The following is a 22,320-nucleotide window of genomic DNA, read 5'->3' on the forward strand; positions in this document are numbered from 1 at the left end:
TTTTAGCTATTAAATTGTATCTGTAAAATATCTGTAAAATAACTTTTAACAGTTTCTCAATACAATTATGAAGGTTAATCGAGTACTTCTATTGATATAGCGTTTTCTGGAAATCGTTGGAATATTTCTTTTATTAGTTTATAGATGTCAATCTTTCTTAGTGGTATCTGGTGTGGTATTAATTTTACTGTGAATGTTACTGAATCTTTACTGATGCTTTTTAGTATTGTTGATTGTTCATCTATTCTAAATTGTGAGGTTGATAGCGTTTGGGAGAGTATTCGCTGTATTATATAATAAATATCATAGGAGTAGAGCGTAGTATCTGCTGGAAGATCTTTAATTGATTTAAATATTTCACTATTGTTTAGAATCTCTTTTGGTATTATGGTTATTTTTAATTGTATGTTGGGTCTGTATTCTCGTATTAATGAATGTAGTAAAATAGAGTTAGCTATGAGCATTTTGTTTCCGTAAATGTCCTCTATTATTGATGAGAAAGGTTGCACTTCAATTATCTTGCCTCTTATTACATTGTTTGAATTTGGTGGATAAATTTCTATCCATGTTTTCAATGCTCGTCTTTCAAGTTGCAGAGCTATAAACGCAGTAAACTCTTTGATCTCATAATAGAACAAAACAAATACAAAAAGGCCTATGGCTAGAGCTATGATGTACTGAGTGAGCTCAGCTGTTATTATTTGGACTGTTACTATCGTTATAGATATGATAATAACTGTATCGAAAATTCGTGTAATCAATGCTCTCGTTGTAATAGTTATGATATTACGTTTTTCAAGTGTATGCAAGAATCTGATAAAAAGATATCTTATAACTATAGCTATCAATATTACAATTGCAATAAGTATAATTGTTTCTATCCTTATTTGTAATAATGAAGTAAATATATTAGATTGAGCTGTTGGTTTGTAGCTCATAACACTCCCTCTTTGTATCATTATATTGAAGTAGTGAATATTTCATTTTATAAGCCTCACAAATTCTCTTAAGCGATAGTTCATTCATAAACAAATCACACTCATCAGTTATCCTTATCATGTTAATGTGGTTAAAACATCCTAATAAAGATATTCTTACCTAAAGTTTAATTCTTAGGAATTTGACTCTCTCCACGATCAAGGTCAAGGATTTTCAGTTCGTTTACTTGAGGTTTCATCCTATCGGGTTCTGGGATGCAGTGTTAATATACTTCTGCCCTATGGAAAGCTTTCACACCTCTTTAATATAGTGGAAATTTTCTTGAGAAAAGTTCATAAAAGGAGTATTAGTACAGGTTTATATCTTTGGAAGTTTAAAAGCAACAGTAACTTTAACCTTTCAGTATTTTTGTTATTTCTTCTACATCAGTGTGTTCTGATAGAATTAATAGCTGATATCCATTGTTCAATATGTCGCTAGGTGAGGGGGCTTTTATAGTATTTCCATCAAATATGAGCAGAATCTTTACATCATCCGGTAATCCTAGTTCGTCGATTCGTTTACCTATGGCTCTATCAATGCCTATTAATGTTAACCAATATAGTTTCATATTGTTAAATGCAGCTACAAGATTTGCTTCTCTTAATGAATCAATGAAATATTTTATCATAGTACTGAACATTAAAGAGAACGTAAAAGGAATGCCTAGATCAAGCTTGGTCATTAATTCTGCGATACTAGTATTTTTAACTCTTGCTAATCTAAAGGGAATGTTGTACAATTTTGCGATTGTTAGAACAAACGTATTTACTTCGTCTTTGTCTGTTAGCGCAATGACAGCATCTAATATTGTCATATCTATATCTTTTGTGTAAACGGTTACATCTGTTGCATCTTTATTTATAACTAACACATCATATTTTTCGCTTATTTCAGAGCATCTACTTTGATCTTTTTCGACGATTATGACCTCATGTTGTTTAAGATCAATAATGTTCAATAATTCTTTAGTAACAACACCACCACCGACTATTAAAATTTTCAAACTATACACCTCCCTTATTCAATAAGGAGTGCCAGCACTAATATTTTTTAGATAACATGTTTTATTAAGCGATGTAATTATATCAGGATCATTTTTATTGATGCGATTGTTCATAAAGGTCTCCTAATTAGATTTTAGTGATAACTCTATATAACGTTTATTATGATCAAATTAGTAATACTGATTGTTTTATTCCTAGATGCAAATCTTAATGTTAACTAATTAAAAATTTCTTATTGAAGCTATTTCAAGTTTATAACTCTTTTATGTTATTTTCTTTTTATTATTTTTTCTCTGAACATTAACGATAAGGCTAGGAAAAGTGGTAGGTATTCTAGTCTTCCAAGTATCATGAGAATTATCAATGTTATTTTTACTGTGAATGGGTCTGTCATAGAAACTATGCCAGAGCTCAATCCTACATTGCTTGCTGCTGAGGTCGCTTCAAATAACGAATCTGTGAAATTGTTGCCGTATGCCGATACTATTAATGCTCCAATGATAATCATTAGTGCATGCATTATGATTATAAAAAGAACTTGAGAAAACTCTGCCTCACTTACTGTCTTCTCGTCGAATTTTACAGGTTTAATTACAGAGGAAGGTAACACTATAGATTGGGCATAATGCTTTATTTTCTTTAAAAATAGAAGTAAACGGAAAGTTTTAATTCCACCTGCTGTAGAGAACGACATACCACCTATAAACATTGAGATAACTAAGAGGATTTTTGTTGTATCCCTTAGTTTCGAAATTAAACCTAAATTAAATCCCGTTGTCGTATATCCTGAAATTGTGTTGAATAGTGCAAATGGGATAACATTGTCAGTCTTTATGTTATCTACAAATAGATATGATAGATATACTAATGATGAAAGTATCATTAGCATTATCAAGTAAAACATAAATTCCTCTGATTTCAATAACTCTTTAAATTTTCCTGTGACTAAATTGTTAAGATCCTGAAAGTTCATTCCTCCTAGTATCATGAATATGACCATTGGAATATAAGTAAAAGGTGCGCGAAGGAATATTAATTGGTATCCTTGATCATATATTGACATACCGCCTGTCGCTATTGTTGTCATAATGTGATTTATGGCTTCAAATCCAGACATACCAGTTATGATATATGCTACAGCGCCTATAAACGTGAGAGAACCATAAATTATTAATAAACGAATAGCTGTTTTATAAAATGTGATCTCGATTTTTACAGGTCTTTCTACACCGTATACTTCTCTGGCTACATAATAGAAATAGGGAAGTATTAAAATGGCAAATACAGTAAACCCAAGTTCGCCAATCCATTGCATGAGAGATCTCCATAAAATAATAGAGTATTTCATATTTTTTAACACAAACACTGAGAAACCAGTTCCAGTAAACCCGCTCACTGATTCAAATAAAGTATCTATAAACGCATATTTAGTTTCGATACACATATCTATCGCACTTATTACAGACATCATTATCCATGAGATCACAGCAACAACTGCAGCCTCAAAAGATGTAAGAGACTGTGTTTTCATCCTAGATAAGAGATATCCAATCACTATGAGCACTAATCCAGAGAATAAAAATGAAAAACTTATCGTATCATCGTATATTAAATCAACTAACGGAACAATTAGCATGAACATACCAACGACAGTACCTACACCGAAAGTTGCTCGTAATATACCACGAAGATTTAATGTCACAGTGATTAGTTATTTTTAGTATAATTTATATTTTTACGCAAACCTTGTTAATATCTTTCTCACCATACAGAGCATTTTTCTCTCAAGATTTGATAAGTATTCATAGGTTTTAAACCTAAACGTTATGAGCATAGTGTCCATCGCAAACTTACGCAATCGTGCTTAAAGTATTGATGATGCACGGGATTTATCCTTTCTCATCGCTAATCCTTATAATCTTTCAGGAATAATTTTGATGTCTGAATCTATGTGGATTCTGTTCAAACGATGAAATGATTTTCAGAAATTTAAGTCCCATACTGTTAAAACTCGAAAGAAAAGCGGTAACCACTGCGAGATTCAATAGTTTTCATCTATTCCCTCTATCGATTTTTGAGGGTTTTCACTGCTCAACAGTGAAGAACAACACAGTGAGAGTTTTAATCCGTCGCCTGATGAGCTCGTATCGAACATCCAACAGTATCAGAATCAAAACATCAATAAAAATCCATTTCCAGAAACTGTAGAACAATCCACTAAGCTGAGACTAAGTCTTTATCGATTCTGTGTCTCAAATAATAGAATGAGACTAGAAGAATAAGCAGTCATTCTTCAAAGTTTAGTTTTTTATATGACTTCCAATTTTAGAGAGATTGTCAATAATATTTTTTGCTCTTTCTATAGCGTTAATAATGTACCATTCTTTTTTAAAACTTTCTATCCTTTTAATGAATATAATAATTTCTTCATACATTTTTGTTAGTTGCATAGCTTTAACATTGTCATTTATAGGTTTTTCAGCTTGAAGTTTCACATTTCCTTCCATGAATCCTTCTGGAAAATACCAATTTTTAAACCATGAAAAACCTAAAGCGAATAACTTGTATCCAAGACGAGAAACAGCAGGAGGAAAATCCAAATCAAGTTGCTTTTTAGTTTCTATATCACTGTAGTATTCCACATAAATGCTTTCACCGTTTTCTAACATGTGTGAAAAAGTTAAAAGCATAGTATTTTCAAGATTAGAGTTAAAATAAACGATTTTTTCATTATTAATTTTTGGCTCATTGTTGATGTTGAAAACTTCTATCCACGGTCGATAGTAAGGTTTTCGTCCATGAAAGACTTTTACTGATAAAAGGAATGCTTCTTGATCGTGTTTCTTTAAATAAAAATCAAGATTCATCTCCTCAGAAAACCTGCCCTTAGTAATGTTTTTAGCATAAATGCAAAAATCATTGATATAGACACCATTGATTATCTTTAGAACGGCATCCTTTAAGATAATTCTCACCATTTTTTAATACTCAGTGAATAATAAATTTCTTTTTAATCGTGAATCGAAAACATGTAAGAATTATGTTAACTTTTGTTTCAGAGAAAAGTTATGAGCGCATAAATAAAATATGCGGATAGGAGTGCTATAGAGAGTTGCATTGTTAAATTTATCAAAACAAATTTTAGACTTTTTGTTTCTGAATAGATTGCTGATAGTGTTGCAATACATGGTGTGTAAAGCATTATGAATGTAAGTATTGAAAGTGCTTGAGGTATTGTTAAATTTAATGCTTTAACTGCTTCTAAGGGATTTTCAGTAGTAAAAGCGATAGCTAACGTCTCTATTACAATTTCTTTTGCCATGATTCCTGCCAGGAGTGCTAGACCTATTTCCCAGCTATTAATTCCGACTGGGTTAAAGAATTTAGTTATCACATTCCCAATCATATATCCAAATGATTTCTCTGGGGTTTGCGTGTAGCCATTTAATCCCACATGCATTGCCATCCAAATTACTATGCTTGCTGGGAGGATTATTTTCCATGTCTTTGTTATAAAATGTTTACTTCTTTCCCAAGATGTCCACGAAATGACTCTCAGACTAGGAATGTGATATGGTGGCAATTCTAGTATAAGCTCCTGGTCTTGACCTTTAAAAGCTCCCATATTAGAGAGTACTTTTGAGGAGAGTAAAAACATTGCGATAGATAATCCGTAAAGAAGTAGAACAGTTCCTGTTTGAATGATAGGTGATATGAAAAATGCTGAGAGAAGGAACATCATTACTATTAATCTAGCTTGACAAATGATGAATGGCAGTGTTAAAATTACTTTGTATCGTTCTTTGTCGTCTTCTAAAATTCTAGTCGCTAATACTCCTGGGACGTTGCAAGCAAGACCTATTCCTAATGGAAAGAACGATTTACCAGTAAGTCCAGCAAATCGTGTAACTTTATTAAAAATCACAGCCATTCTAGCCATAAACCCACTATCTTCTATAGAAGACATGGCTACGTTCACTATGAATATTAATGGCAAAAAGCTTAGCACTGTACTTATACCAGATATTATACCGTTAACTGTTAAATCAGTAAGCCATGCAGGAGCATTAGCGTCTTCCATAAGAATTTGGACTATGTTAGAAACTATTGAAAATGCTGTGGAAATTATTCCTCCAAGACTGTAATTTTCTATTAAGTTAGCTAATTCTGATAAACCAAAACTTCTGAAGATCAGATTTAGAGGAAAACCAGTATTTATCGTGAACGATATAAAGAGTGCTGCCAACATAATAGATAATGATATGACTGCGCCGATAGCCCAATTATTTAATATCACCTTATCAATTTTTTCTTCAAAACTTTTTTCTGCAACGTTTACTTTAGTGATAACATCTTGCATAAGTTCTTCGACAACCTTATAACGAGACATTGCAATTAACTCCTCAGGTTGGAAGCCATATTTTTCTCTGATTTCGTTCCTGATTTTTACAACTTCTTCTTTTTCTTCTTTGCCTAGTATTTCAAGCAAATAATTATCACCTTCGAGAATACGAACAGCTAATCCTCTATTTTTAACAATTTTCTGAGCACGTTCTATGTACTCCTCAAGCGACCCATAATTTATCCTTAAGGTATACTCATCTTTACCTTTTTTCTCAATAATATCCATAACTCTGTCCATAAGTGGTCCAATACCAATCTTTTTTAATGCGCTTATAGTAACAATGGGGGCGCCCAGTTTTGCCTCAAGTTTAGCAACATTTATATGGATACCCCTCTTTTCAGCAACATCAAATTTATTTATAGCAACGACCACCTTACTTGTTAGTTCAAGAATCTGTAGGACGAAATACAGAGATCTATAAAGGGACTCAGCATTAACCAATAGTATTATTGCATCAAACTTCTTTTCCAATATGAATTCTTTCGTTAATGTCTCCTCCTTACTCAATGTATGAAGACTTTGGATGCCCGGTAAATCTATTATACTCAACTTCTTTCCATGATGTTCAATGTTTCCTGAAAATATTTCAACAGTCTTTCCAGGCCAGTTGGCAACATACCCCCTTGCATTAGTCAATGTATTGAATAATGTTGTCTTGCCCGCGTTGGGTTGCGCAACCAAGCCTACAACGTAACCTCCATTATCATTCAAAGAATTAAAACTTTTATAATCATGACAGCTCATAACACCTCCTCCACTAATATCTTTTTAGCCACACCCCTACCTATAACAATAGTAGAATCCCCAAACTTAACAATTATAGGACCCTGATTATTAACGATAAAAAGTTCAATACCTATAGTAAGACCAATACGTAATAACCTCCTAACCAGCCCATGTCCCCCGAGTATTTTTGTAATTTTCACTTTCTTACCCTCCTCAATCTCTGCTAAACTTTTCATTACTCTTCACCTTGTAAAACCTTGTCCCTGAATTAACGAACGGACAGGATTTATTTATTGGACATGTATCACATAACTTTAATGAACAGTTGTTAGATGCGTACTCTAAATATCCCAATTCAATAAGTTGTTGCAAGATAAGCTCAATCTTATCAAGTGGTTCATTAAATGCTTTAGAAATTTCTCTCACATTAACATACCCCTTTTTTCTAACGAAAATAAGCACATCATCATGCAACATGCTCTCACACATACGTATTCAAATGAGATATATTTTAAGATATTTATATTCTTTATCACTTAAGTTATAATGTAATAACAACAGAGAATAAAATTATTCAAAAGACTCAGTATAATAACTATATAAATATTAAAGAAACAAGTATTTAGATATAGATAAAATATTAATAAAACTTTACCTAAATCCAATAGAAAATCTTAAGGTTTTAACTTGTCGGATGAATCGTCAATGAGCTTAAATACAAATTATTTTGAACTGTAATGAATATGCCTCCACGGAAGCAAGACCAACGAGACAGTGACACACCTCTTACCTCTAAGATGGAATGGGATGGTGAAAGTAGAAGCTTCATGAACAGCTAGCTGATGAGAGTTTTAGAAGCAAGAATCTACTGACTTCAGCTGCAGAGAGTGTTAACAATAAATATAAATTATTGTTAAAGTAATTATTTAGTGAAGAATTATGAGCATTGAAGGTTTAAAGACCCTTTTTGCATTATTGGAACTTCGACCTGGTGATGTAGTAAAATGTATAATGGGATTGGAAAGTGCTGAGTTAGAAGCATATTATATACTATTGAGAGATGGTCCAGCTACTGTTAAAATTATGACCGAAAAATTAAGGAAGAGTAGGCCGGCTGTACAAAAGATTCTTCATGATCTAGTGATTAAAGGACTTGCAGTTAGAACTGAACGTTTTATCGGTAAGGGAGGATATATGTATGAATATAAAGCTGTTCCACCTGATGTATTGCGCAACACACTTAAGCAGAGATTAACTCAATGGTATGAAGCTGTTCAAAAGCTTTTAGATAGCATGCCTGAAGATATAATTAAGGAGATCACTAAGAAACAATAAATTTTCTCAAAATTAATATTGAAAGTCCTTACTCATTACTAAGTATCGAGATTATTCATATTCTTTAGCAGATAATCTATTATTTGTTTTATGGAAGTAATGGATTTTAGCCTTAATATTAAATATTCCCTACCATCATCAGTTAGTTTGTAAATTTTTCTGGCTGGGCCACTTGTGGTCATCTCCCAAGTATATGTTACTAATCCTCTCATTTCTAATCTTCTAAGTAATCCGTATATAAAACCCTCTGGTATTTGGCGACCTAAAATTTTCGATAGATCTTCCTCAAGCTGATAGCCGTGTCTAGGCTTATCATACAACATGCGAAGAACTAGTAGTGGTAAAAGGCCGCCTACGGGCATCATCCAGTGATGGAATTTGTGGTGCATGGAGTTTGGCATGTTTTATATAATTTTTGGAGTCTAATATTTTTATGTTAGGGTATCAAAGATACCTTTATATATTAGATACCTGTATAAGTATGTGGCGATAAAAATGTGGTGGCATGGATACTGGCATCATGGCCCGTGGTATTATCACAAACACTATTTAACTGCTGAAGAGGAACTCGAAATTCTTAAGGACTACAAAAAACACTTAGAACTCGAACTACAATATATTAACGAGAAAATAGCAGAGCTCGAGAAAGAGCTTAGAAAGCAATAGAGTGTTATCTTTAAATCATATATTTTTATTTTTTGTATAATAGTTATATAATTAAGAGTATGTTAATATGAGTTATTATAATTTTCGATAAATTTAAAACTGTTAGGATTATTATTGACATTGGTAATAATGATTTTGCAATCAGAAATTTTTCAGTCTGGAAAGCAGGTTTTTGACGTTGTAGTAATTAGAGATCGGTGTAAAGAATGTGGCCTTTGTATAGAATTGTGTCCAACAAAGGTTTTGGATAGAGAGAATACATATAATGTCTATGGATATCGGCCCACATATTTAAAAGATAGAGCACGTTGTATAGGATGTAAGATTTGTGAAAATATTTGTCCTGAGTTTGCGATTTTTGTGAGGAGGGTAGGTAAATGATAGATGAAAATAAAGTTCTTTTTACTCACGGTAATCAGGCTGTTGTTGAAGGTGCTTTGGTTGCAGGTTGCAGGTTTTACGCAGGATACCCGATCACACCATCATCAGAGATAGCAGAGGAGATGTCGAGAAGATTGCCTAGGCTTGGTGGTATTTATGTTCAAGGTGAGGATGAACTAGCTTCTATAAACATGATTATTGGTGCTTCAATGGCTGGGATGAAATCCATGACAGCTACTTCTGGGCCTGGATACAGTCTTATGCAAGAAGGGATAGGTCTTGCTGTAGCTACAGAAACTCCAATAGTTATAGTGAATGTCATGAGAGCAGGTCCCAGTACTGGAATTGCCAGTAAGCCTTGGCAGGGTGATATAATGCAGACTAAATTTGGTTCTCATTCTGATTATGAGATTATTACTCTTTATCCGTGGAGTGTTCAGGAGGCTTTTGATCTCACTATAGAAGCTTTTAATCTAGCAGAGAAGTACATGACACCTGTTATTTTATTGAGTGATGGTATGTTAGCCAGAATGCGAGAACGCTTGTATGTAAAATCACCTGATGAAGTTGAAATCATAGAACGCCGAAAGCCTACAGTGCCGCCAGAAGTATACAGACCGTATTCACGTGATGAAAATTTGATTCCAACAATAGCTTCGTTTGGTGACGGTTATTTCATTATAAGGGATAGTCTATCTCACGACGAACGTGGATATTATCTTGAAAAACCTGAGGTTCAGGCTCTTTATGTTTGGGTTTTAAATGAAAAAATTAGGCGGAATACGGATAAAATTCAAAAATGGGATGAAAAGTTTACTGATGATTCAGAGGTTGTTTTTGTGGCTGCAGGTCCCATAGCCAGAATTGTTTTATCGATGGTAAGGGAAGCTCGTAAAGAAGGACTGAAGTGGGGTTTCTTTAGACCTATTACTATCTGGCCTTTTCCAGAAAATCAACTTAACAAGGCTATAAAGCATGCTTCTCATGTGATCGTTGTTGAGATGAGTTATGGAAAATTAATCTACCCTGTGCGTTGGAGTGTTAAAAGTAATGTAGAAATTGGACATATACCATGGCTAAGTTATGTTGCCCCCTCACCTAATGATATCAGACAAATAGCTGAAAGGGAGGTGCTAGTTTAATGCAAGAAGCAGTGTTGCATCCACTTGAACAATACTTAAGAAGTGATAGGCTTCCTCATACTTGGTGTCCTGGTTGTGGAATAGGGACTGTAATGCAAGCATTTTTAAGAGCAGTTGATGAGCTTAAAATAGATTCTAAAAAAATAGCTGCTATAAGCGGAATAGGTTGCAGTGGTAGAATACCATTGTATCTGAAGTTTGATGGGGCACATGTACTACATGGCAGAGCAATTCCAGTAGCTCTTGGCATTAAATTAGCAAGACCAGATTTAAAAGTTGTAGTATTTGGAGGTGATGGGGATATAGTATCTATTGGGGGTAATCATCTAATACATGCAGCAAGAAGAAATGCGGATATAACTGTCATTATGATTAATAACTTTATTTACGGTTTAACTGGTGGACAAGTTGCACCAACAACACCAAAAGAAGTCTTCACTTACACATCGCCTTACAATCCTGATAGCAAACCATTTAACGTTGTACAACTAGTTGCGGCATCTGGAGCAACGTATGTTGCTAGATGGTCAACAGCATATCCTGTTCTTTTAAAGGAGAGCATTAAAAAAGCATTGTTACATCGCGGTTTTTCATTCATAGAAGTTATTTCACAATGTCCTGAAATTTTTGGCAGATTAAATGAATTCAAGACACCTTATGATCTTCTTAAGAAAATTAAGGATGTGGGAAGAATTAGAAAAGACATTGGACCTTTTGAAGCTAAGTATGACTGGAATAGTGAAATTACCCTGGGTGAGTTTGTCAACAGGGATGAGCCAACATATTTAGATCAGTTAAATCAAATTAGGGAAAAAGCAAAAGGTCAGGGTGATAAGAAATGAGGACCGAAATTTTAATTGCTGGAAGAGGAGGACAAGGTATACAGCTAATGGGTTATCTGTTAGGATATGCTTTTACAAAATATGGTGAGAAATATGCAGTTCAAACTGAAGAATACGGAGCATCCACGCGAGGTGGAGAATCCTATGCAGAACTGATCGTAAGTGATAGTCAAGATGAACTGGAGTATTTTAAAGTTCGCAAAGCCGATATAGCAATATTCATGTTTCAACAGGCATGGGATTCTTTAATAAATAAAATAAATGAAAACACTATAATTATTTTTGATAGCACGCTGGTAAAACCTTCAAAAGGTATCAAGTATGGAATAGCTGCAAGTGATATTGCAAGGAATGAATTCAAAATATCCACAGTAGCAAACATGATAATGTTAGGTGCGTTTTCAGCAATAACAAAACTTATTACGCCTGATGTCCTTGAAAAAGTAATAGATTTAGAGGTAAATCCAAGATGGCGTGAAATAAATAAAAAAGCATTACGCAAAGGTTATGAAATAAGTTATACTAAAAGTCCTACTCCTTAGGATTAATGAGAACTTTACAATCGAAGGCCTCTTGGTCCTTCAGGACGGGGAAGACGTCAGAAAAATAAAACTTTCATGAATGGAAGTTTCTCTACTTAAATTTATGTAATTGTTTCTAGATTAACGTTTTATAAAAAGTGGAGAAAGATAAGAAAGTCAATGAAACTTTTAGGGAATTCTTGTTCTTTAAAATTGTGAGAAAATCCACTTATTATTCTTCAAATTGAGTACCTCGCAAGAATGTATCAAGAAAAGTTAAATAAGTCTAATTTTTTATTGAACGTGGTGTTTGGAAGTGTGGCAGGTTGTCGCAATATTATCTTTAATTATGTGGGGACTTTGGGGTTTTATTTTAAAATTTGTTTCAAAGAATGTAGAATGGCATCAAATATATGTTATAGGAAGTTTAATCACTATAGTAATTTCAAGCCTTACTGCAATGATTTATAAAGATCGTTTATTAGTAAGTCAAAGAGATGCTTTTATAATCTTAGTCTCAAGTACTGCTGGAGCTTTAGGGTACATATTTTTCATAATGGCTCTTAAGGATGGAAAAGCATCAATTGTTGTTCCGTTAACGGCGCTATATCCTGCCATCGCTGTAGTACTTTCATATATTATATTGCATGAAGAGATAACACCATTGCAGTTGATAGGCATTATATTAGGAATCATTGCTGCAGTTTTGTTGTCTACATGATTTTAAAATGGTTTAAAATAGTGAAGTACGACTACTTTAGTAATTTTTCTTCATATTCTTTAATGTATTTTACCGAATGTGTGATATCGAAGAATAAATTCTTTACATAATCTACATCGTCTCCAGACACAGAATCTCTACCTTTTGACTTAGCTGCTATATTTGCTGGAGTAATAAGTTGTACAGCATAGCGCAAGCTCATCTCTGCACCAATTTTAGTTAATTTTTCAAGAGCATCTTCACTTAATTTTACGTTCTCCTCTTTAGCTCTGATTTTTAATATTTCTCTTACCTCATCTGGTTGATACTGTCTTGTTGAGATTATGAGCAATCTATCTAAAAGGTCTAGTGGCAGACCGTGTGGAGCTTCTAGATCGGTTCCTCTTATTTTCGTCATTCCTCTATTTGTTGCCAGTATTACTATTGGTGAAAATTCACTCTCAATAGTTCTGCTCATAAAACTTAATGCTTCTATATCTAACATATGAACATCATCTATAAAAAGAACACCAGGTAAAAGTTCACCCTTACCTTCCTCGATTAATTTCTTTACCTCTTCATCAACCTTTTGCCTGACATCTGATGATATCTCTCTTTCTACCGTGCCAAAGAATATACTGATTAAGCCTCCTCCTCTTTGTGCATAGTACTCATCTAAGTCATGAAGTGTTAACGTATAAACAAATTCTTTATCCTTGTATATAGGACCGGCTGGAACTTCTACTCTTTTGGTAGAGGTCACATCATAATCTTCACCTATTGGAATTTCTACTGAAGTGTCCTTAGCTCTGCCTACCTTAGTCACTCTTCCAGTCTCCGCATCCAACCATATCACATCACCAATTTCAACACCTTTGGTTACTAATTCTTCAGCAATCTCAGGACCAACTCTCAACGCACGCTCTTCGGACTTTGTTTTTAATGTTATTCTAGCACCTTTAGGCACCTGTTGGTACGGATTATAAGGATTAGTACCCATCTGAAAATCGAGATGCTTGACTACACCTTCATAGATTTTACGCATTTCTTTTATCCTAATACCAATTGCCTTTCTCGTAGCTTGCATTAAAACTTCAGTCTTTTTCATCTCGGTAGAATAGATTTCAGAACCATTAAGTATCATGAAAGGCACATCAGATCCGAGTTCTCTGGCTATAGCTACAGCTATAGCTGTCTTACCTGTTCCACTAGGACCTATAATCAATACTCCCCTTCCAGCCATTTTTCCCTCTTTAACTAATTTTACGATAAAACCGGCGGCTTCCCTAGCCTCAGTTTGACCAACCATACCATCTGCTACTTTTAACGCCTTACCATTGGAATCTAAGCCTAAACCTTTAATATGACTATGCGCGCCTATACGCTCAAAACGTTTTACACCGGCGGGCTCAATAGGCACTATTGATGCAGACATGATTATTCACCCGATAGCATTAATGTCAAAGTAAAATATAGCTTTTTCTTACAGGAGTAAGCAGAGAAAGCCCATATTTTTAAATATGGGATGAATGCTATATATAATTGAGCGAGTCGCTCATGAAGGCTAAGAAAACCATTAAGGCAAAGATTCTTGAACTACGCAAAGGCAAGGAAGAGCTTCTTAGAAGGGAATACGAGAATTGGCAACGCTATTTGCATGGAGACAAGTTTGTTCCACTTTATTCTGCTACTCGACAGCAAGCCGATAGACTTCTGAGGCGAATTGGCAAGCCAAAGGAAGGAAAAGAATACCCGCTAATCCTGAGGAGAGATGTCTATAGGGCTGACACCAAGCTGACGCCTTATTGGCTCAAGATTCCAATTTATGGGGTTAGAGGCGGAATAAACGTCCCTATAAAGACCCATGAACCAATAACTGATGACATGGTTTGCAAAGAAGCTAAAATCGTAAAGAAAGGTAATGAGTGGTTCATCTACATAACTGTCGAGAGGGAAGTCAAGGAGAGAAACCCTAAGTCGGCTTTAGCTATAGATGGGGATACGATGGATAGCCACAACAGTCAACTCAAGCAATCCAAAACCGAAGTTCTATGAGAGGGAGCTTAGGAGGGTTAAGGGGCATTTCTTCTGGCTTAGGAGAACCTTAGCCCTGAAGAAGTCATATAAAGCGATAAAGAAGATTGGGCGTAAAGAGAGAAGAGTTGTCAACGATATTCTCCATAAGATCAGCAGAGCCATAGTAAACGAAGCTTTGGCGAACGACTCCATGATAGTTCTTGGAAAACTCAAGGGCATAAGACGAAACGGCGAGAGCAGGACTTTCAAAAGAAAGCTCAACAACGGATTCCCATACCATAGGCTAAGCCAATTCATAGAGTATAAGGCGAGATGGCACGGAATCAAAGTTGTTAAGATAAGCGAAAGAAACACTTCAAAACTGTGCCATAAATGCGGTCACATGAGCATCCGAGTCGGAAGCCTGTTCAAATGTCAAAACTGCGGAATCCAATGCAACGCAGACTATAATGGAGCAACGAACATCCTTAAGCGGGCTATGGGCTACATGTCCATGGCAGGGACTGGTTTGACACAGCCCGGAACTCGGTATGATGAAGGCTTAAGCCTGAGGAACCGAGAATCTCCCGGCTTTAGTCGAGGAGAGTGTCAATTTTAATCGCTTAAATATAATATAAAATCTTGATTTATCACAACAGAAATTTCTATATACAGGATTGTGCATAACTAAAGTAATGAAATATTACCTGGGCATTGATTTGGCAGGCAGTCCTAAAAGACCAACAGGAATATGTATACTAGATGATAACATGATCGCTAAAGCATTCATAGTGTACTCTGATGATGATATTATTAGATTAGTTAAGAAAATTAAACCAACAGTCATAGCCATAGACGCACCACTTTTCTTGCCTAAAGAAAGGAAAAGTTTGGATACAAAAGAACCTGTTCATTTGCGGGAATGTGATAAAGAATTATTAAGAATGGGTATTAAATTCTTTCCAATAACTTTAGGTCCAATGAGAATACTAACAAAAAGGGGAATAAAACTACGAACAATATTAGAAACGTCAGGATATAAAGTAATAGAAACATATCCAGGTGCGGCGCAAGACATATTAAACATTCCTAGGAGAAAAGATCTTATAGGTTTGAAAAATGGATTAATAAAAATTGGTGTAAAAATAAATTCGAAAAAATTGAGTAAAGATGAACTTGATGCAATAACTTGTGCATTAGTTGCAAAAATGTATTCTGAAAATAACTACAGCGCGTTAGGAACAAGTAGCGAAGGTTACATGATACTACCTCCAGTACAACGTCCTCAGTCTTGAAAATTGACACTCTCCACGGCTGAAGCCGGGAGATTCTCGGTTTGTCGTGGGGCCTCCACTCATTCTACCGAGTTCTGGGCTGTGTCAAGGCAGCCCCTGCCATGAGCATATAGCCCATGGCCCGCTTGCTGGAACCACCCCCACCCGTCTTGGATGGGAGTCTTACTCCAGCTTTCGGGCGTCCCATCCACATCCGAGCGACCCGCTCAAGGAGCTGATGGAATTGGATGAATATAAAGTTAACGGCGATTCATCTCCACGACTGAGGTCGGATGCCTTCTCGCCGAAAGAGTGGTAAAACTCAATTGTAAAAGTTTAATTTATGCAAAGATACTATTTATAAGCTAGAAATTGTTTTAGCTTTTATGGATGGGATGGGCACTGATAGTATTTTATTTCAATTGGGTATTTTAGTAGGTTTTTCAGGACTATTTGCGTATATTTTAAAGAAGATTCGTATGCCAAGCATAATAGGGTACATAGTTGGGGGCATCATACTCGGGCCTCTTACTGGGATTATTAATCCGAAGTCTGATTTTATATCATTTATGGCTGAGTTAGGTATTATATTGATTATTTTTGAGATAGGTGTATCGATAAAAGTTAAGTTTTTAAGAAGAGAGGTTTTAAGTGTCAGTTCAATACTTATCACGGAGTTAATCGTAGTAATATTACTCTCATATCTGGCGGGATTAATAATTAATTTATCTTGGGCAAATACTGTTATCTTAGCTTTAATAGCCATTAATACGAGTACTGCAATGTCTTTTAAAATAATGGAAGAAACTGGTATTAGCAAAAAATATCCCAACGAAGTTAGAACATTATTAGGTGTGGCTACACTTGAGGATTTATTAGCTATAATTAGTCTTGCTATTTTGCCAGCATTATTATCTACCCATGAGATACTAATTTATGATCTTTTCAAAATAATTCTACGTGTTATTATAGTAATGATTGCAGTGATTGGACTTGGTTTAATCTTTGTTAAACAATTTATTGATAAGCTTTACATATTTAGTGAAGAACTTGTATTATTAATTGGATTGGCCACTGCTATGATATTTTCATGGTTAGGTGCTGAGCTAGAATTATCAGATACCTTAGGAGCATTTATAGGAGGTTTAATTTTTGCCGAAACAAAAATAGGGGAAGAATTTATAACAAAAGGTAAGTGGATGCGTGATCTTTTTGCTTTTATGTTTTTTTCATCAATAGGATTAATGTTCCCAGTTAATGTTAATCTTGAACTAGTCATAATAGGAGTATTAATTAGCATAATAATAGTTTTCATTAAGTTTATTGCGTTCTCATTTGCGTTCTGGAGTAATGGTATTACAACATTAGAAAATGCCATAAACTTTGGATTTTACATGATTACGATCAGCGAATTCTCAGTAATCATATCAAATAAAGGTGTTGCATTAGGTATTATAGGTAATGAAATGTTAGTTGTCAGCATCATCGTAATGATAATCTCCTCTTTAATCTCGTCGATATTGACTGCATACAGTAGCACTATAACCCCTAAATTAATCTCAATAATTCCAAAAGCATTTGTGCAAAATTTAGAATACATCTTTAACATTTTGAGACGTACATCAGCAAGTAGTAAATATCAATCTAAAAATGTGCGAAAAATAATAACAGATTTAATAATATATGCTTCATTAATTTTTATCGCATCGACATTAACAATCTCTGCGTTGAGCTACTTGATCACGCTTAGTATTTCGAGTTTCTTATTATATTTAACGATTTATTTAGTAATAGCGGGCTTTCTTACTTTTATGATATCAGCTTTAAGTCTTTTACGTAAAGATATTGAGAATATCATGACAGAAATATTTAATGAATTACATATTAAAATTACTCGATCATTATCACGAACACTTATCAACATGATATACACCATAATTGTCTTGATTATCATTTTATTTATTTTGACGCAAATATATTTTATGGTGTTGAAGGTTTTTGAGAGCATACTATCAATAAGTATTGTATTTAGAGCTTATGCAGCATTAACGATAGTACTAATAGTCATCATGCTTTACAGATATGTGAAAAAGTTCATAATTACATTTCAAAATATTATCAAAGGTGCTTAGGAAGTATTTTTAGTATTTTGTTATCTATTTACTTTAAAGGGTGCAAATCTGGTTTTGGTAATGTAACGCCTCGCTGTCCTTGATACTTTCCAGAATATGGTTTTTCAACCGGACTAGTAAGTTTGGCAAAGATTAAATGTAAAAATCTTTCGCTGGCATAGAGTTTAACTGGGAATGGCCCTCCTATAAGTTCTATAGTAAGTTGTCCTTTAAAATTAGCATCCACTATAGTTGGTGGTATAAAAAGTCCAAGTCTAGCGAATGTGCTCCTTAACTCAACGAAAGCCATTACATCCGTGGGTAACTCTAAATACTCCATTGTAACAGTAAGAACGTGTTCATATGGGTTTATTATAAAGCTTTCAGCGTTTTCTACTACATAATAATCACTAATATTGCTTGGATGTTTAGTATCAAATGGTACGTGAACATTTTTCATCCGTGCTAGTTGATTACCTAATCTAAGATCGAGACCGTTTTCTCTAATGATCTCAGGTACAAACGGTTCTATAATAATTCGTTTAGACATTATGTAATTCCTTAAATCGAAATCACTGAGGATCATGGTGTCTCAATACTAATCACGCAATAGAGTATATAAGAATTGCTGAGTTTGCATGATTCTTTAAAATGATTATGAAAACCATAAATATTAATTACTGTTTTTATATTTAATTAAATGGTGAGGTAATTGTTAGGATTTGATGTACCATTAATTCATGTTCACAAAAGTTTAGGTGCTGTCATTGGAGATTTTGCAGGCTGGAATGTAGCTATGAACTATGGAAGCGTTATTAATGAACATAAATTAGTAAGATCTCGTGTAGGGCTTTTTGATATAAGCCACATGGGTAGAATATTAGTGCAAGGAAAAGATGCCGCCGTATTTCTTGATAGATTAATCGCAAAAAATGTTATGAAACTGAAGCCCGGGAAAGCTATAATGCCTACTGCAATGCTAAATGAGCATGGAGGTTTTATCGATGATGTAACAGTATATATGATAGACCAATTTAATTATCTTATAGTATGCAATGCTATAAATAGGGATAAAGTCATAAAATGGATGAAAGATCATAGTAATGGATTTAATATTAATATTAACGACATCACGTTTGATACAGTAATGCTAGCCATACAGGGACCGAAAGCACCAGAATTCATGTCAAAGTATATTAGTAATATAGAAAAACTTGGCATAGGAGACTTTATACTGAATATAAACATGCTGGGCACCGAAGTTTTTATGTTATCAGGTGGTGGATGGACTGGTGAAAAAGGTTATGAACTCATAATAAAGAAAGAGCATAGTGAAAAATTGTATATGTTACTGATTAATGAAGGATTAAATCCTGTCGGTATCATTTCGAGAGACACGTTAAGACTAGAAGCTGGGTTCTTACTCTATGGTTCTGATATAGATGAAAACACAACACCACTTGAGGCTAGATACTGGGTTTTCACTCTTAAAAAACCTGATTACATAGGAAAGCAAGCGCTTGAAAAGCAATTAAAAAATGGTGTACAAAAAATTAGGGTGGGTCTAATTATGAAAGATAAAGGTCCAATACCTAGACACGGGTCTAAGGTACTAGTCAGCGATGTAGAAGTAGGTTATGTAACGAGTGGAGGATATTCACCTATACTAGATAAAAACATTGCAATGGCATACATGAAGCCTACCCATGCATTAATAGGAGGCACTGCTGATATTGAGATACGTGAAAAAACATTTGAGGCAAAAATAGTAGATTTTCCATTTGTTCGTGGAAGCTTATTCCAGTAAACATGGAACTGTTAGACGGATACGCAGTAATGGATGGCTTAGATATCATTTATTATGTAGTAGGTTTACCTAAAAATAATGGAATATGGGCATATCCAAAATATATTCCTGATCCGTTTGGAGACCGCATAATTAATAATAGAAAATATAAAAAACTTCCAAACCCCATAATCGCCATCGATCACTTAAGGAAACTAAAACCAGATGTTATCGAAAAAATTGGAGAAACAGAATTCCCGCTATTAAAATATAATGATATAAAACATATTTTTAATCCAAAAACAACATTGCAGGATATGATAAAAAGAGACCCAGTAATTAAGGAATTAGTTTATTTAATCTCAGGTAACGATAATAGGATACTCCAAAATCTGGGCATCACAGGATCAAGATTACTTAATGCAAATACGATTGATTCTGACATTGATCTCATATTTTATGGTGATCATGAAACCTCGAAACGTATATATCAACACCTTAAGGAGCTAAGAAAAAATAATCTCACAAAGCCAGTTTATGGGGAAAAAATCAAAGAACTATGGAAAGAAAGAAGTGACACACCCATAAACTACAAATTATTCAAATTAATCGAACAAAGAAAAATTGTACAAGGAATGTTTAAAAGATACATGTACTCAATAAAATTATTTGATTATACCGCATGGAGCCTGGGATTACCATTGGGCAGAACTAGATTTAAAGGCATAATATTGGACGATTCAACATCTATGCTTTTTCCACCAAGTTACATAATAAAACCAACAAAAATAATAGAAGGCCCACTAGAATTACATACACCAATCAAAGTAATTTCATACCGCTCGAGATTCTGGGAAATAGCCTCAAAAGGATCACTGATAAAAGTGCAAGGAATTTTACAAAATATAAACAACAACAAGCTAGTAATAATAAATTATAAGTATGGTAATATTATACCGTTGTTGAATTCATAGACATTCATCACTTCCTTCTCATCTATTGTTAGAGGTTCATGAAGGAATTTCACTGTCAACGATATATAAGTATAATTTTAAACACTTTCACCTAGTATTTTCTTAACACACTCATGCAATTTAACATACCATGGAGGCAATTTGATTTCTCTTACAATTCTGTCCGACGAATATGGTTTAATATCTAGCACAGGAGTCCCATTGAATAAGTCTAAATTTTTAACATAAAGGAACCTATCCTCCCGTTTAATTAGCTGAACGATAGTCAAAGCTATTGGATTAGGACGATGCGGAGAATCACTACAAAAAACACCCACTTCAGGTAGATCATTAATAGGTATCCCAAGTTTCTGAAATCTACGATGCCTAATTTTTAGAACACTCCTATCCTCACTTGTAACCTTATGCAAGTATGCAATCAAAATTATATGAGAAAATCCGTCAATGCCGATTAAACCTTCAGCATATTCGGGAAAGATTTCTATAATGCCATCAACACCTTTGAACGCATTTTTTATCATATCGTCAGATAGAGTGGTATGAACAATACCTATTGGATTAAGTTTGATCTCCATATAAACTCCTCATCTAAAAACACTGTATCATCTTATATCTTTTTTGTAAAATTCATTCGTTGAACCTTTACTTATATAAGAATTCATGAGAGATGGATGGAGTATGATAACAAGCTAACTGACTTTTAAGATGATGAAGAGGTCATTTTAGTTAACGCTTCACTATTTTTCTATTACTAAATTCTTGTAGTAATCGCTTAATATTCGTTTTAGTCCTCTTCGAATTATCTCTGAAACTGTAGATGGTGATAAATCAAGTTTTTGTGCAATTTCATTCACTGATATTCTGCGTGGATAATCAAAGAGTCCACTTTCCAAAGCATATTTAATAATCATCTTCTGTTTCATTGTTATTCTCCCATCATTGTTTTTATGTTCAATAGCGTATAAAGATTTTATCATTACATTTACATTATTCTTCTTTAACTTTTCCACCAATGGTTTCAGCGGATGTTTGCTATCAATTACCAAAGTGATTTGAAGCTTTCCATCATTGCTTATTCTTGCTTTTAAAATATGATATCTTAACAATCCTACAATTCTACAGGTACATTTTTTGGACTCTATAATACCATATAATGTATTTTCATTGATCCGAAAAAGTTCAACATTTTTTACTGATGGATTTTCATGTATCTGACGGATAATGTCCTCCATATTGTCACACTTCACCTCTACCAACGCTTCAGCGCCCATACTATCCTTAGGATATATGCAACTGTATATTTTCACATCAGCCCTCGATTTTATAACAGGTATAGCCCATGGACATGGAGGATTCATTAGGAGTGTTACTATCCTCATAACATATTAAGATATGTATCAGCTCTCTTATATTATTTTCCTTCAAACCCCGTATAAATACGGGATTAATTTTATAT

25 protein-coding genes are annotated in these 22,320 nt (G+C 34.1%); 13 read left to right on the forward strand and 12 right to left on the reverse strand.

The features are described 5' to 3' along the window. Window positions 1-74: 74 nt before the first annotated feature. From QW128_00475 to QW128_00505, 7 genes are all read right to left on the reverse strand, one after another. The gene (locus QW128_00475; protein ID MEM3832064.1) at window positions 75-959 is read right to left on the reverse strand and encodes a hypothetical protein; all 885 of its coding nucleotides are present in this window, start codon (window positions 957-959) and stop codon (window positions 75-77) included. Between the two features lie 371 nt (window positions 960-1,330). Then, the gene (locus QW128_00480; protein ID MEM3832065.1) at window positions 1,331-1,984 is read right to left on the reverse strand and encodes an NAD-binding protein; all 654 of its coding nucleotides are present in this window, start codon (window positions 1,982-1,984) and stop codon (window positions 1,331-1,333) included. 269 nt (window positions 1,985-2,253) lie between these two features. Next, the gene (locus tag QW128_00485; GenBank protein ID MEM3832066.1) at window positions 2,254-3,687 is read right to left on the reverse strand and encodes a TrkH family potassium uptake protein; all 1,434 of its coding nucleotides are present in this window, start codon (window positions 3,685-3,687) and stop codon (window positions 2,254-2,256) included. 598 nt (window positions 3,688-4,285) lie between these two features. Beyond that, window positions 4,286-4,963, reverse strand: coding sequence for a DUF1122 family protein (locus QW128_00490; GenBank protein MEM3832067.1), 678 nt, complete (start codon window positions 4,961-4,963; stop codon window positions 4,286-4,288). Between the two features lie 77 nt (window positions 4,964-5,040). Next, window positions 5,041-7,134: a ferrous iron transport protein B gene (gene feoB, locus QW128_00495; protein ID MEM3832068.1), complete on the reverse strand. Its 2,094-nt coding sequence runs from the start codon at window positions 7,132-7,134 to the stop codon at window positions 5,041-5,043. Beyond that, window positions 7,131-7,352 (reverse strand): FeoA family protein, encoded by a 222-nt coding sequence (locus tag QW128_00500; protein ID MEM3832069.1) that lies wholly within the window; start codon window positions 7,350-7,352, stop codon window positions 7,131-7,133. The genes feoB and QW128_00500 overlap by 4 nt, the downstream gene beginning before the upstream one ends. Further along, window positions 7,330-7,593 (reverse strand): FeoC-like transcriptional regulator, encoded by a 264-nt coding sequence (locus QW128_00505; protein ID MEM3832070.1) that lies wholly within the window; start codon window positions 7,591-7,593, stop codon window positions 7,330-7,332. Before QW128_00505 ends, QW128_00500 begins: the two co-directional genes overlap by 23 nt. A 462-nt stretch (window positions 7,594-8,055) precedes the next feature. Between QW128_00505 and QW128_00510 the strand changes: the two genes are divergently transcribed. Continuing rightward, window positions 8,056-8,451: a helix-turn-helix domain-containing protein gene (locus QW128_00510; protein ID MEM3832071.1), complete on the forward strand. Its 396-nt coding sequence runs from the start codon at window positions 8,056-8,058 to the stop codon at window positions 8,449-8,451. A gap of 38 nt (window positions 8,452-8,489) precedes the next feature. Here the strand turns inward: QW128_00510 and QW128_00515 are convergent, their stop codons facing one another. After that, window positions 8,490-8,852, reverse strand: a complete 363-nt coding sequence (locus QW128_00515; protein ID MEM3832072.1) for a PadR family transcriptional regulator — start codon at window positions 8,850-8,852, stop codon at window positions 8,490-8,492. Between the two features lie 82 nt (window positions 8,853-8,934). Between QW128_00515 and QW128_00520 the strand changes: the two genes are divergently transcribed. The 6 genes from QW128_00520 (at window position 8,935) to QW128_00545 (ending at window position 12,724) form a co-directional block, all read left to right on the forward strand. Next, on the forward strand, window positions 8,935-9,117 hold the full coding sequence (locus tag QW128_00520) for a hypothetical protein (GenBank protein MEM3832073.1): 183 nt from the start codon (window positions 8,935-8,937) through the stop codon (window positions 9,115-9,117). A 129-nt stretch (window positions 9,118-9,246) separates the two neighbouring features. Next, entirely contained in the window at window positions 9,247-9,498 is a 252-nt protein-coding gene (locus tag QW128_00525) for a 4Fe-4S binding protein (protein MEM3832074.1), read from the forward strand. Then, window positions 9,495-10,640 (forward strand): 2-oxoacid:acceptor oxidoreductase subunit alpha, encoded by a 1,146-nt coding sequence (locus tag QW128_00530; GenBank protein MEM3832075.1) that lies wholly within the window; start codon window positions 9,495-9,497, stop codon window positions 10,638-10,640. The genes QW128_00525 and QW128_00530 overlap by 4 nt, the downstream gene beginning before the upstream one ends. Further along, complete coding sequence (locus QW128_00535; GenBank protein MEM3832076.1) at window positions 10,640-11,482, forward strand: thiamine pyrophosphate-dependent enzyme; 843 nt, start codon at window positions 10,640-10,642, stop codon at window positions 11,480-11,482. The genes QW128_00530 and QW128_00535 overlap by 1 nt, the downstream gene beginning before the upstream one ends. Continuing rightward, window positions 11,479-12,024, forward strand: a complete 546-nt coding sequence (locus QW128_00540; GenBank protein MEM3832077.1) for a 2-oxoacid:acceptor oxidoreductase family protein — start codon at window positions 11,479-11,481, stop codon at window positions 12,022-12,024. The genes QW128_00535 and QW128_00540 overlap by 4 nt, the downstream gene beginning before the upstream one ends. Window positions 12,025-12,319: 295 nt before the next feature. Further along, on the forward strand, window positions 12,320-12,724 hold the full coding sequence (locus QW128_00545) for an EamA family transporter (GenBank protein MEM3832078.1): 405 nt from the start codon (window positions 12,320-12,322) through the stop codon (window positions 12,722-12,724). Between the two features lie 31 nt (window positions 12,725-12,755). On the opposite strand, the gene QW128_00550 is transcribed toward QW128_00545, so the two are convergent. Beyond that, complete coding sequence (locus QW128_00550; GenBank protein MEM3832079.1) at window positions 12,756-14,138, reverse strand: RuvB-like helicase; 1,383 nt, start codon at window positions 14,136-14,138, stop codon at window positions 12,756-12,758. Between the two features lie 107 nt (window positions 14,139-14,245). Here QW128_00550 and QW128_00555 point away from each other — a divergent pair, with 107 nt between their 5' ends. The 4 genes from QW128_00555 (at window position 14,246) to QW128_00570 (ending at window position 18,125) form a co-directional block, all read left to right on the forward strand. Further along, a complete protein-coding gene (locus QW128_00555; GenBank protein ID MEM3832080.1) occupies window positions 14,246-14,758 on the forward strand; it encodes a hypothetical protein in 513 nt (170 codons plus the stop codon). Beyond that, entirely contained in the window at window positions 14,697-15,338 is a 642-nt protein-coding gene (locus QW128_00560; GenBank protein ID MEM3832081.1) for a transposase, read from the forward strand. The genes QW128_00555 and QW128_00560 overlap by 62 nt, the downstream gene beginning before the upstream one ends. A 76-nt stretch (window positions 15,339-15,414) precedes the next feature. Continuing rightward, a complete protein-coding gene (locus tag QW128_00565) occupies window positions 15,415-16,014 on the forward strand; it encodes a DUF429 domain-containing protein (protein ID MEM3832082.1) in 600 nt (199 codons plus the stop codon). A gap of 365 nt (window positions 16,015-16,379) precedes the next feature. Then, window positions 16,380-18,125, forward strand: a complete 1,746-nt coding sequence (locus tag QW128_00570) for a cation:proton antiporter (GenBank protein ID MEM3832083.1) — start codon at window positions 16,380-16,382, stop codon at window positions 18,123-18,125. A 28-nt stretch (window positions 18,126-18,153) separates the two neighbouring features. Here the strand turns inward: QW128_00570 and dcd are convergent, their stop codons facing one another. Continuing rightward, a complete protein-coding gene (gene dcd / locus QW128_00575; GenBank protein MEM3832084.1) occupies window positions 18,154-18,690 on the reverse strand; it encodes a dCTP deaminase in 537 nt (178 codons plus the stop codon). Window positions 18,691-18,816: 126 nt separating this feature from the next. Here dcd and gcvT point away from each other — a divergent pair, with 126 nt between their 5' ends. Together gcvT and QW128_00585 are read left to right on the forward strand one after the other, a co-directional pair. Then, a complete protein-coding gene (gcvT, locus tag QW128_00580; GenBank protein ID MEM3832085.1) occupies window positions 18,817-19,911 on the forward strand; it encodes a glycine cleavage system aminomethyltransferase GcvT in 1,095 nt (364 codons plus the stop codon). A 2-nt stretch (window positions 19,912-19,913) separates the two neighbouring features. Further along, entirely contained in the window at window positions 19,914-20,864 is a 951-nt protein-coding gene (locus QW128_00585) for a hypothetical protein (GenBank protein ID MEM3832086.1), read from the forward strand. Between the two features lie 77 nt (window positions 20,865-20,941). Here the strand turns inward: QW128_00585 and tsaA are convergent, their stop codons facing one another. Continuing rightward, window positions 20,942-21,439 carry a tRNA (N6-threonylcarbamoyladenosine(37)-N6)-methyltransferase TrmO gene (gene tsaA / locus QW128_00590; protein ID MEM3832087.1) on the reverse strand — a complete coding sequence of 166 codons (498 nt, stop codon included), beginning with the start codon at window positions 21,437-21,439 and terminating at the stop codon, window positions 20,942-20,944. 162 nt (window positions 21,440-21,601) lie between these two features. Then, window positions 21,602-22,222: a helix-turn-helix domain-containing protein gene (locus QW128_00595; GenBank protein ID MEM3832088.1), complete on the reverse strand. Its 621-nt coding sequence runs from the start codon at window positions 22,220-22,222 to the stop codon at window positions 21,602-21,604. Window positions 22,223-22,320: the final 98 nt, after the last annotated feature.

It is taken from the genome of Thermoprotei archaeon (genome assembly GCA_038881895.1).
GTDB lineage: Archaea > Thermoproteota > Thermoprotei > Gearchaeales > WAQG01 > JAVZOV01.

What these genes read in the sequence shown, in the direction of transcription:
- QW128_00475 (MEM3832064.1), bottom strand. Translation starts at nt 959, where the DNA reads ATGATACAAAGAGGGAGTGTTATGAGCTACAAACCAACAGCTCAATCT.
- QW128_00490 (MEM3832067.1), bottom strand. Translation starts at nt 4,963, where the DNA reads ATGGTGAGAATTATCTTAAAGGATGCCGTTCTAAAGATAATCAATGGT.
- feoB (MEM3832068.1), bottom strand. Translation starts at nt 7,134, where the DNA reads ATGAGCTGTCATGATTATAAAAGTTTTAATTCTTTGAATGATAATGGA.
- QW128_00500 (MEM3832069.1), bottom strand. Translation starts at nt 7,352, where the DNA reads ATGAAAAGTTTAGCAGAGATTGAGGAGGGTAAGAAAGTGAAAATTACA.
- QW128_00505 (MEM3832070.1), bottom strand. Translation starts at nt 7,593, where the DNA reads ATGTTGCATGATGATGTGCTTATTTTCGTTAGAAAAAAGGGGTATGTT.
- QW128_00510 (MEM3832071.1), top strand. Translation starts at nt 8,056, where the DNA reads ATGAGCATTGAAGGTTTAAAGACCCTTTTTGCATTATTGGAACTTCGA.
- QW128_00515 (MEM3832072.1), bottom strand. Translation starts at nt 8,852, where the DNA reads ATGCCAAACTCCATGCACCACAAATTCCATCACTGGATGATGCCCGTA.
- QW128_00525 (MEM3832074.1), top strand. Translation starts at nt 9,247, where the DNA reads ATGATTTTGCAATCAGAAATTTTTCAGTCTGGAAAGCAGGTTTTTGAC.
- QW128_00530 (MEM3832075.1), top strand. Translation starts at nt 9,495, where the DNA reads ATGATAGATGAAAATAAAGTTCTTTTTACTCACGGTAATCAGGCTGTT.
- QW128_00535 (MEM3832076.1), top strand. Translation starts at nt 10,640, where the DNA reads ATGCAAGAAGCAGTGTTGCATCCACTTGAACAATACTTAAGAAGTGAT.
- QW128_00540 (MEM3832077.1), top strand. Translation starts at nt 11,479, where the DNA reads ATGAGGACCGAAATTTTAATTGCTGGAAGAGGAGGACAAGGTATACAG.
- QW128_00550 (MEM3832079.1), bottom strand. Translation starts at nt 14,138, where the DNA reads ATGTCTGCATCAATAGTGCCTATTGAGCCCGCCGGTGTAAAACGTTTT.
- QW128_00560 (MEM3832081.1), top strand. Translation starts at nt 14,697, where the DNA reads ATGGGGATACGATGGATAGCCACAACAGTCAACTCAAGCAATCCAAAA.
- QW128_00565 (MEM3832082.1), top strand. Translation starts at nt 15,415, where the DNA reads ATGAAATATTACCTGGGCATTGATTTGGCAGGCAGTCCTAAAAGACCA.
- QW128_00570 (MEM3832083.1), top strand. Translation starts at nt 16,380, where the DNA reads ATGGATGGGATGGGCACTGATAGTATTTTATTTCAATTGGGTATTTTA.
- dcd (MEM3832084.1), bottom strand. Translation starts at nt 18,690, where the DNA reads ATGATCCTCAGTGATTTCGATTTAAGGAATTACATAATGTCTAAACGA.
- QW128_00585 (MEM3832086.1), top strand. Translation starts at nt 19,914, where the DNA reads ATGGAACTGTTAGACGGATACGCAGTAATGGATGGCTTAGATATCATT.
- tsaA (MEM3832087.1), bottom strand. Translation starts at nt 21,439, where the DNA reads ATGGAGATCAAACTTAATCCAATAGGTATTGTTCATACCACTCTATCT.
- QW128_00595 (MEM3832088.1), bottom strand. Translation starts at nt 22,222, where the DNA reads ATGAATCCTCCATGTCCATGGGCTATACCTGTTATAAAATCGAGGGCT.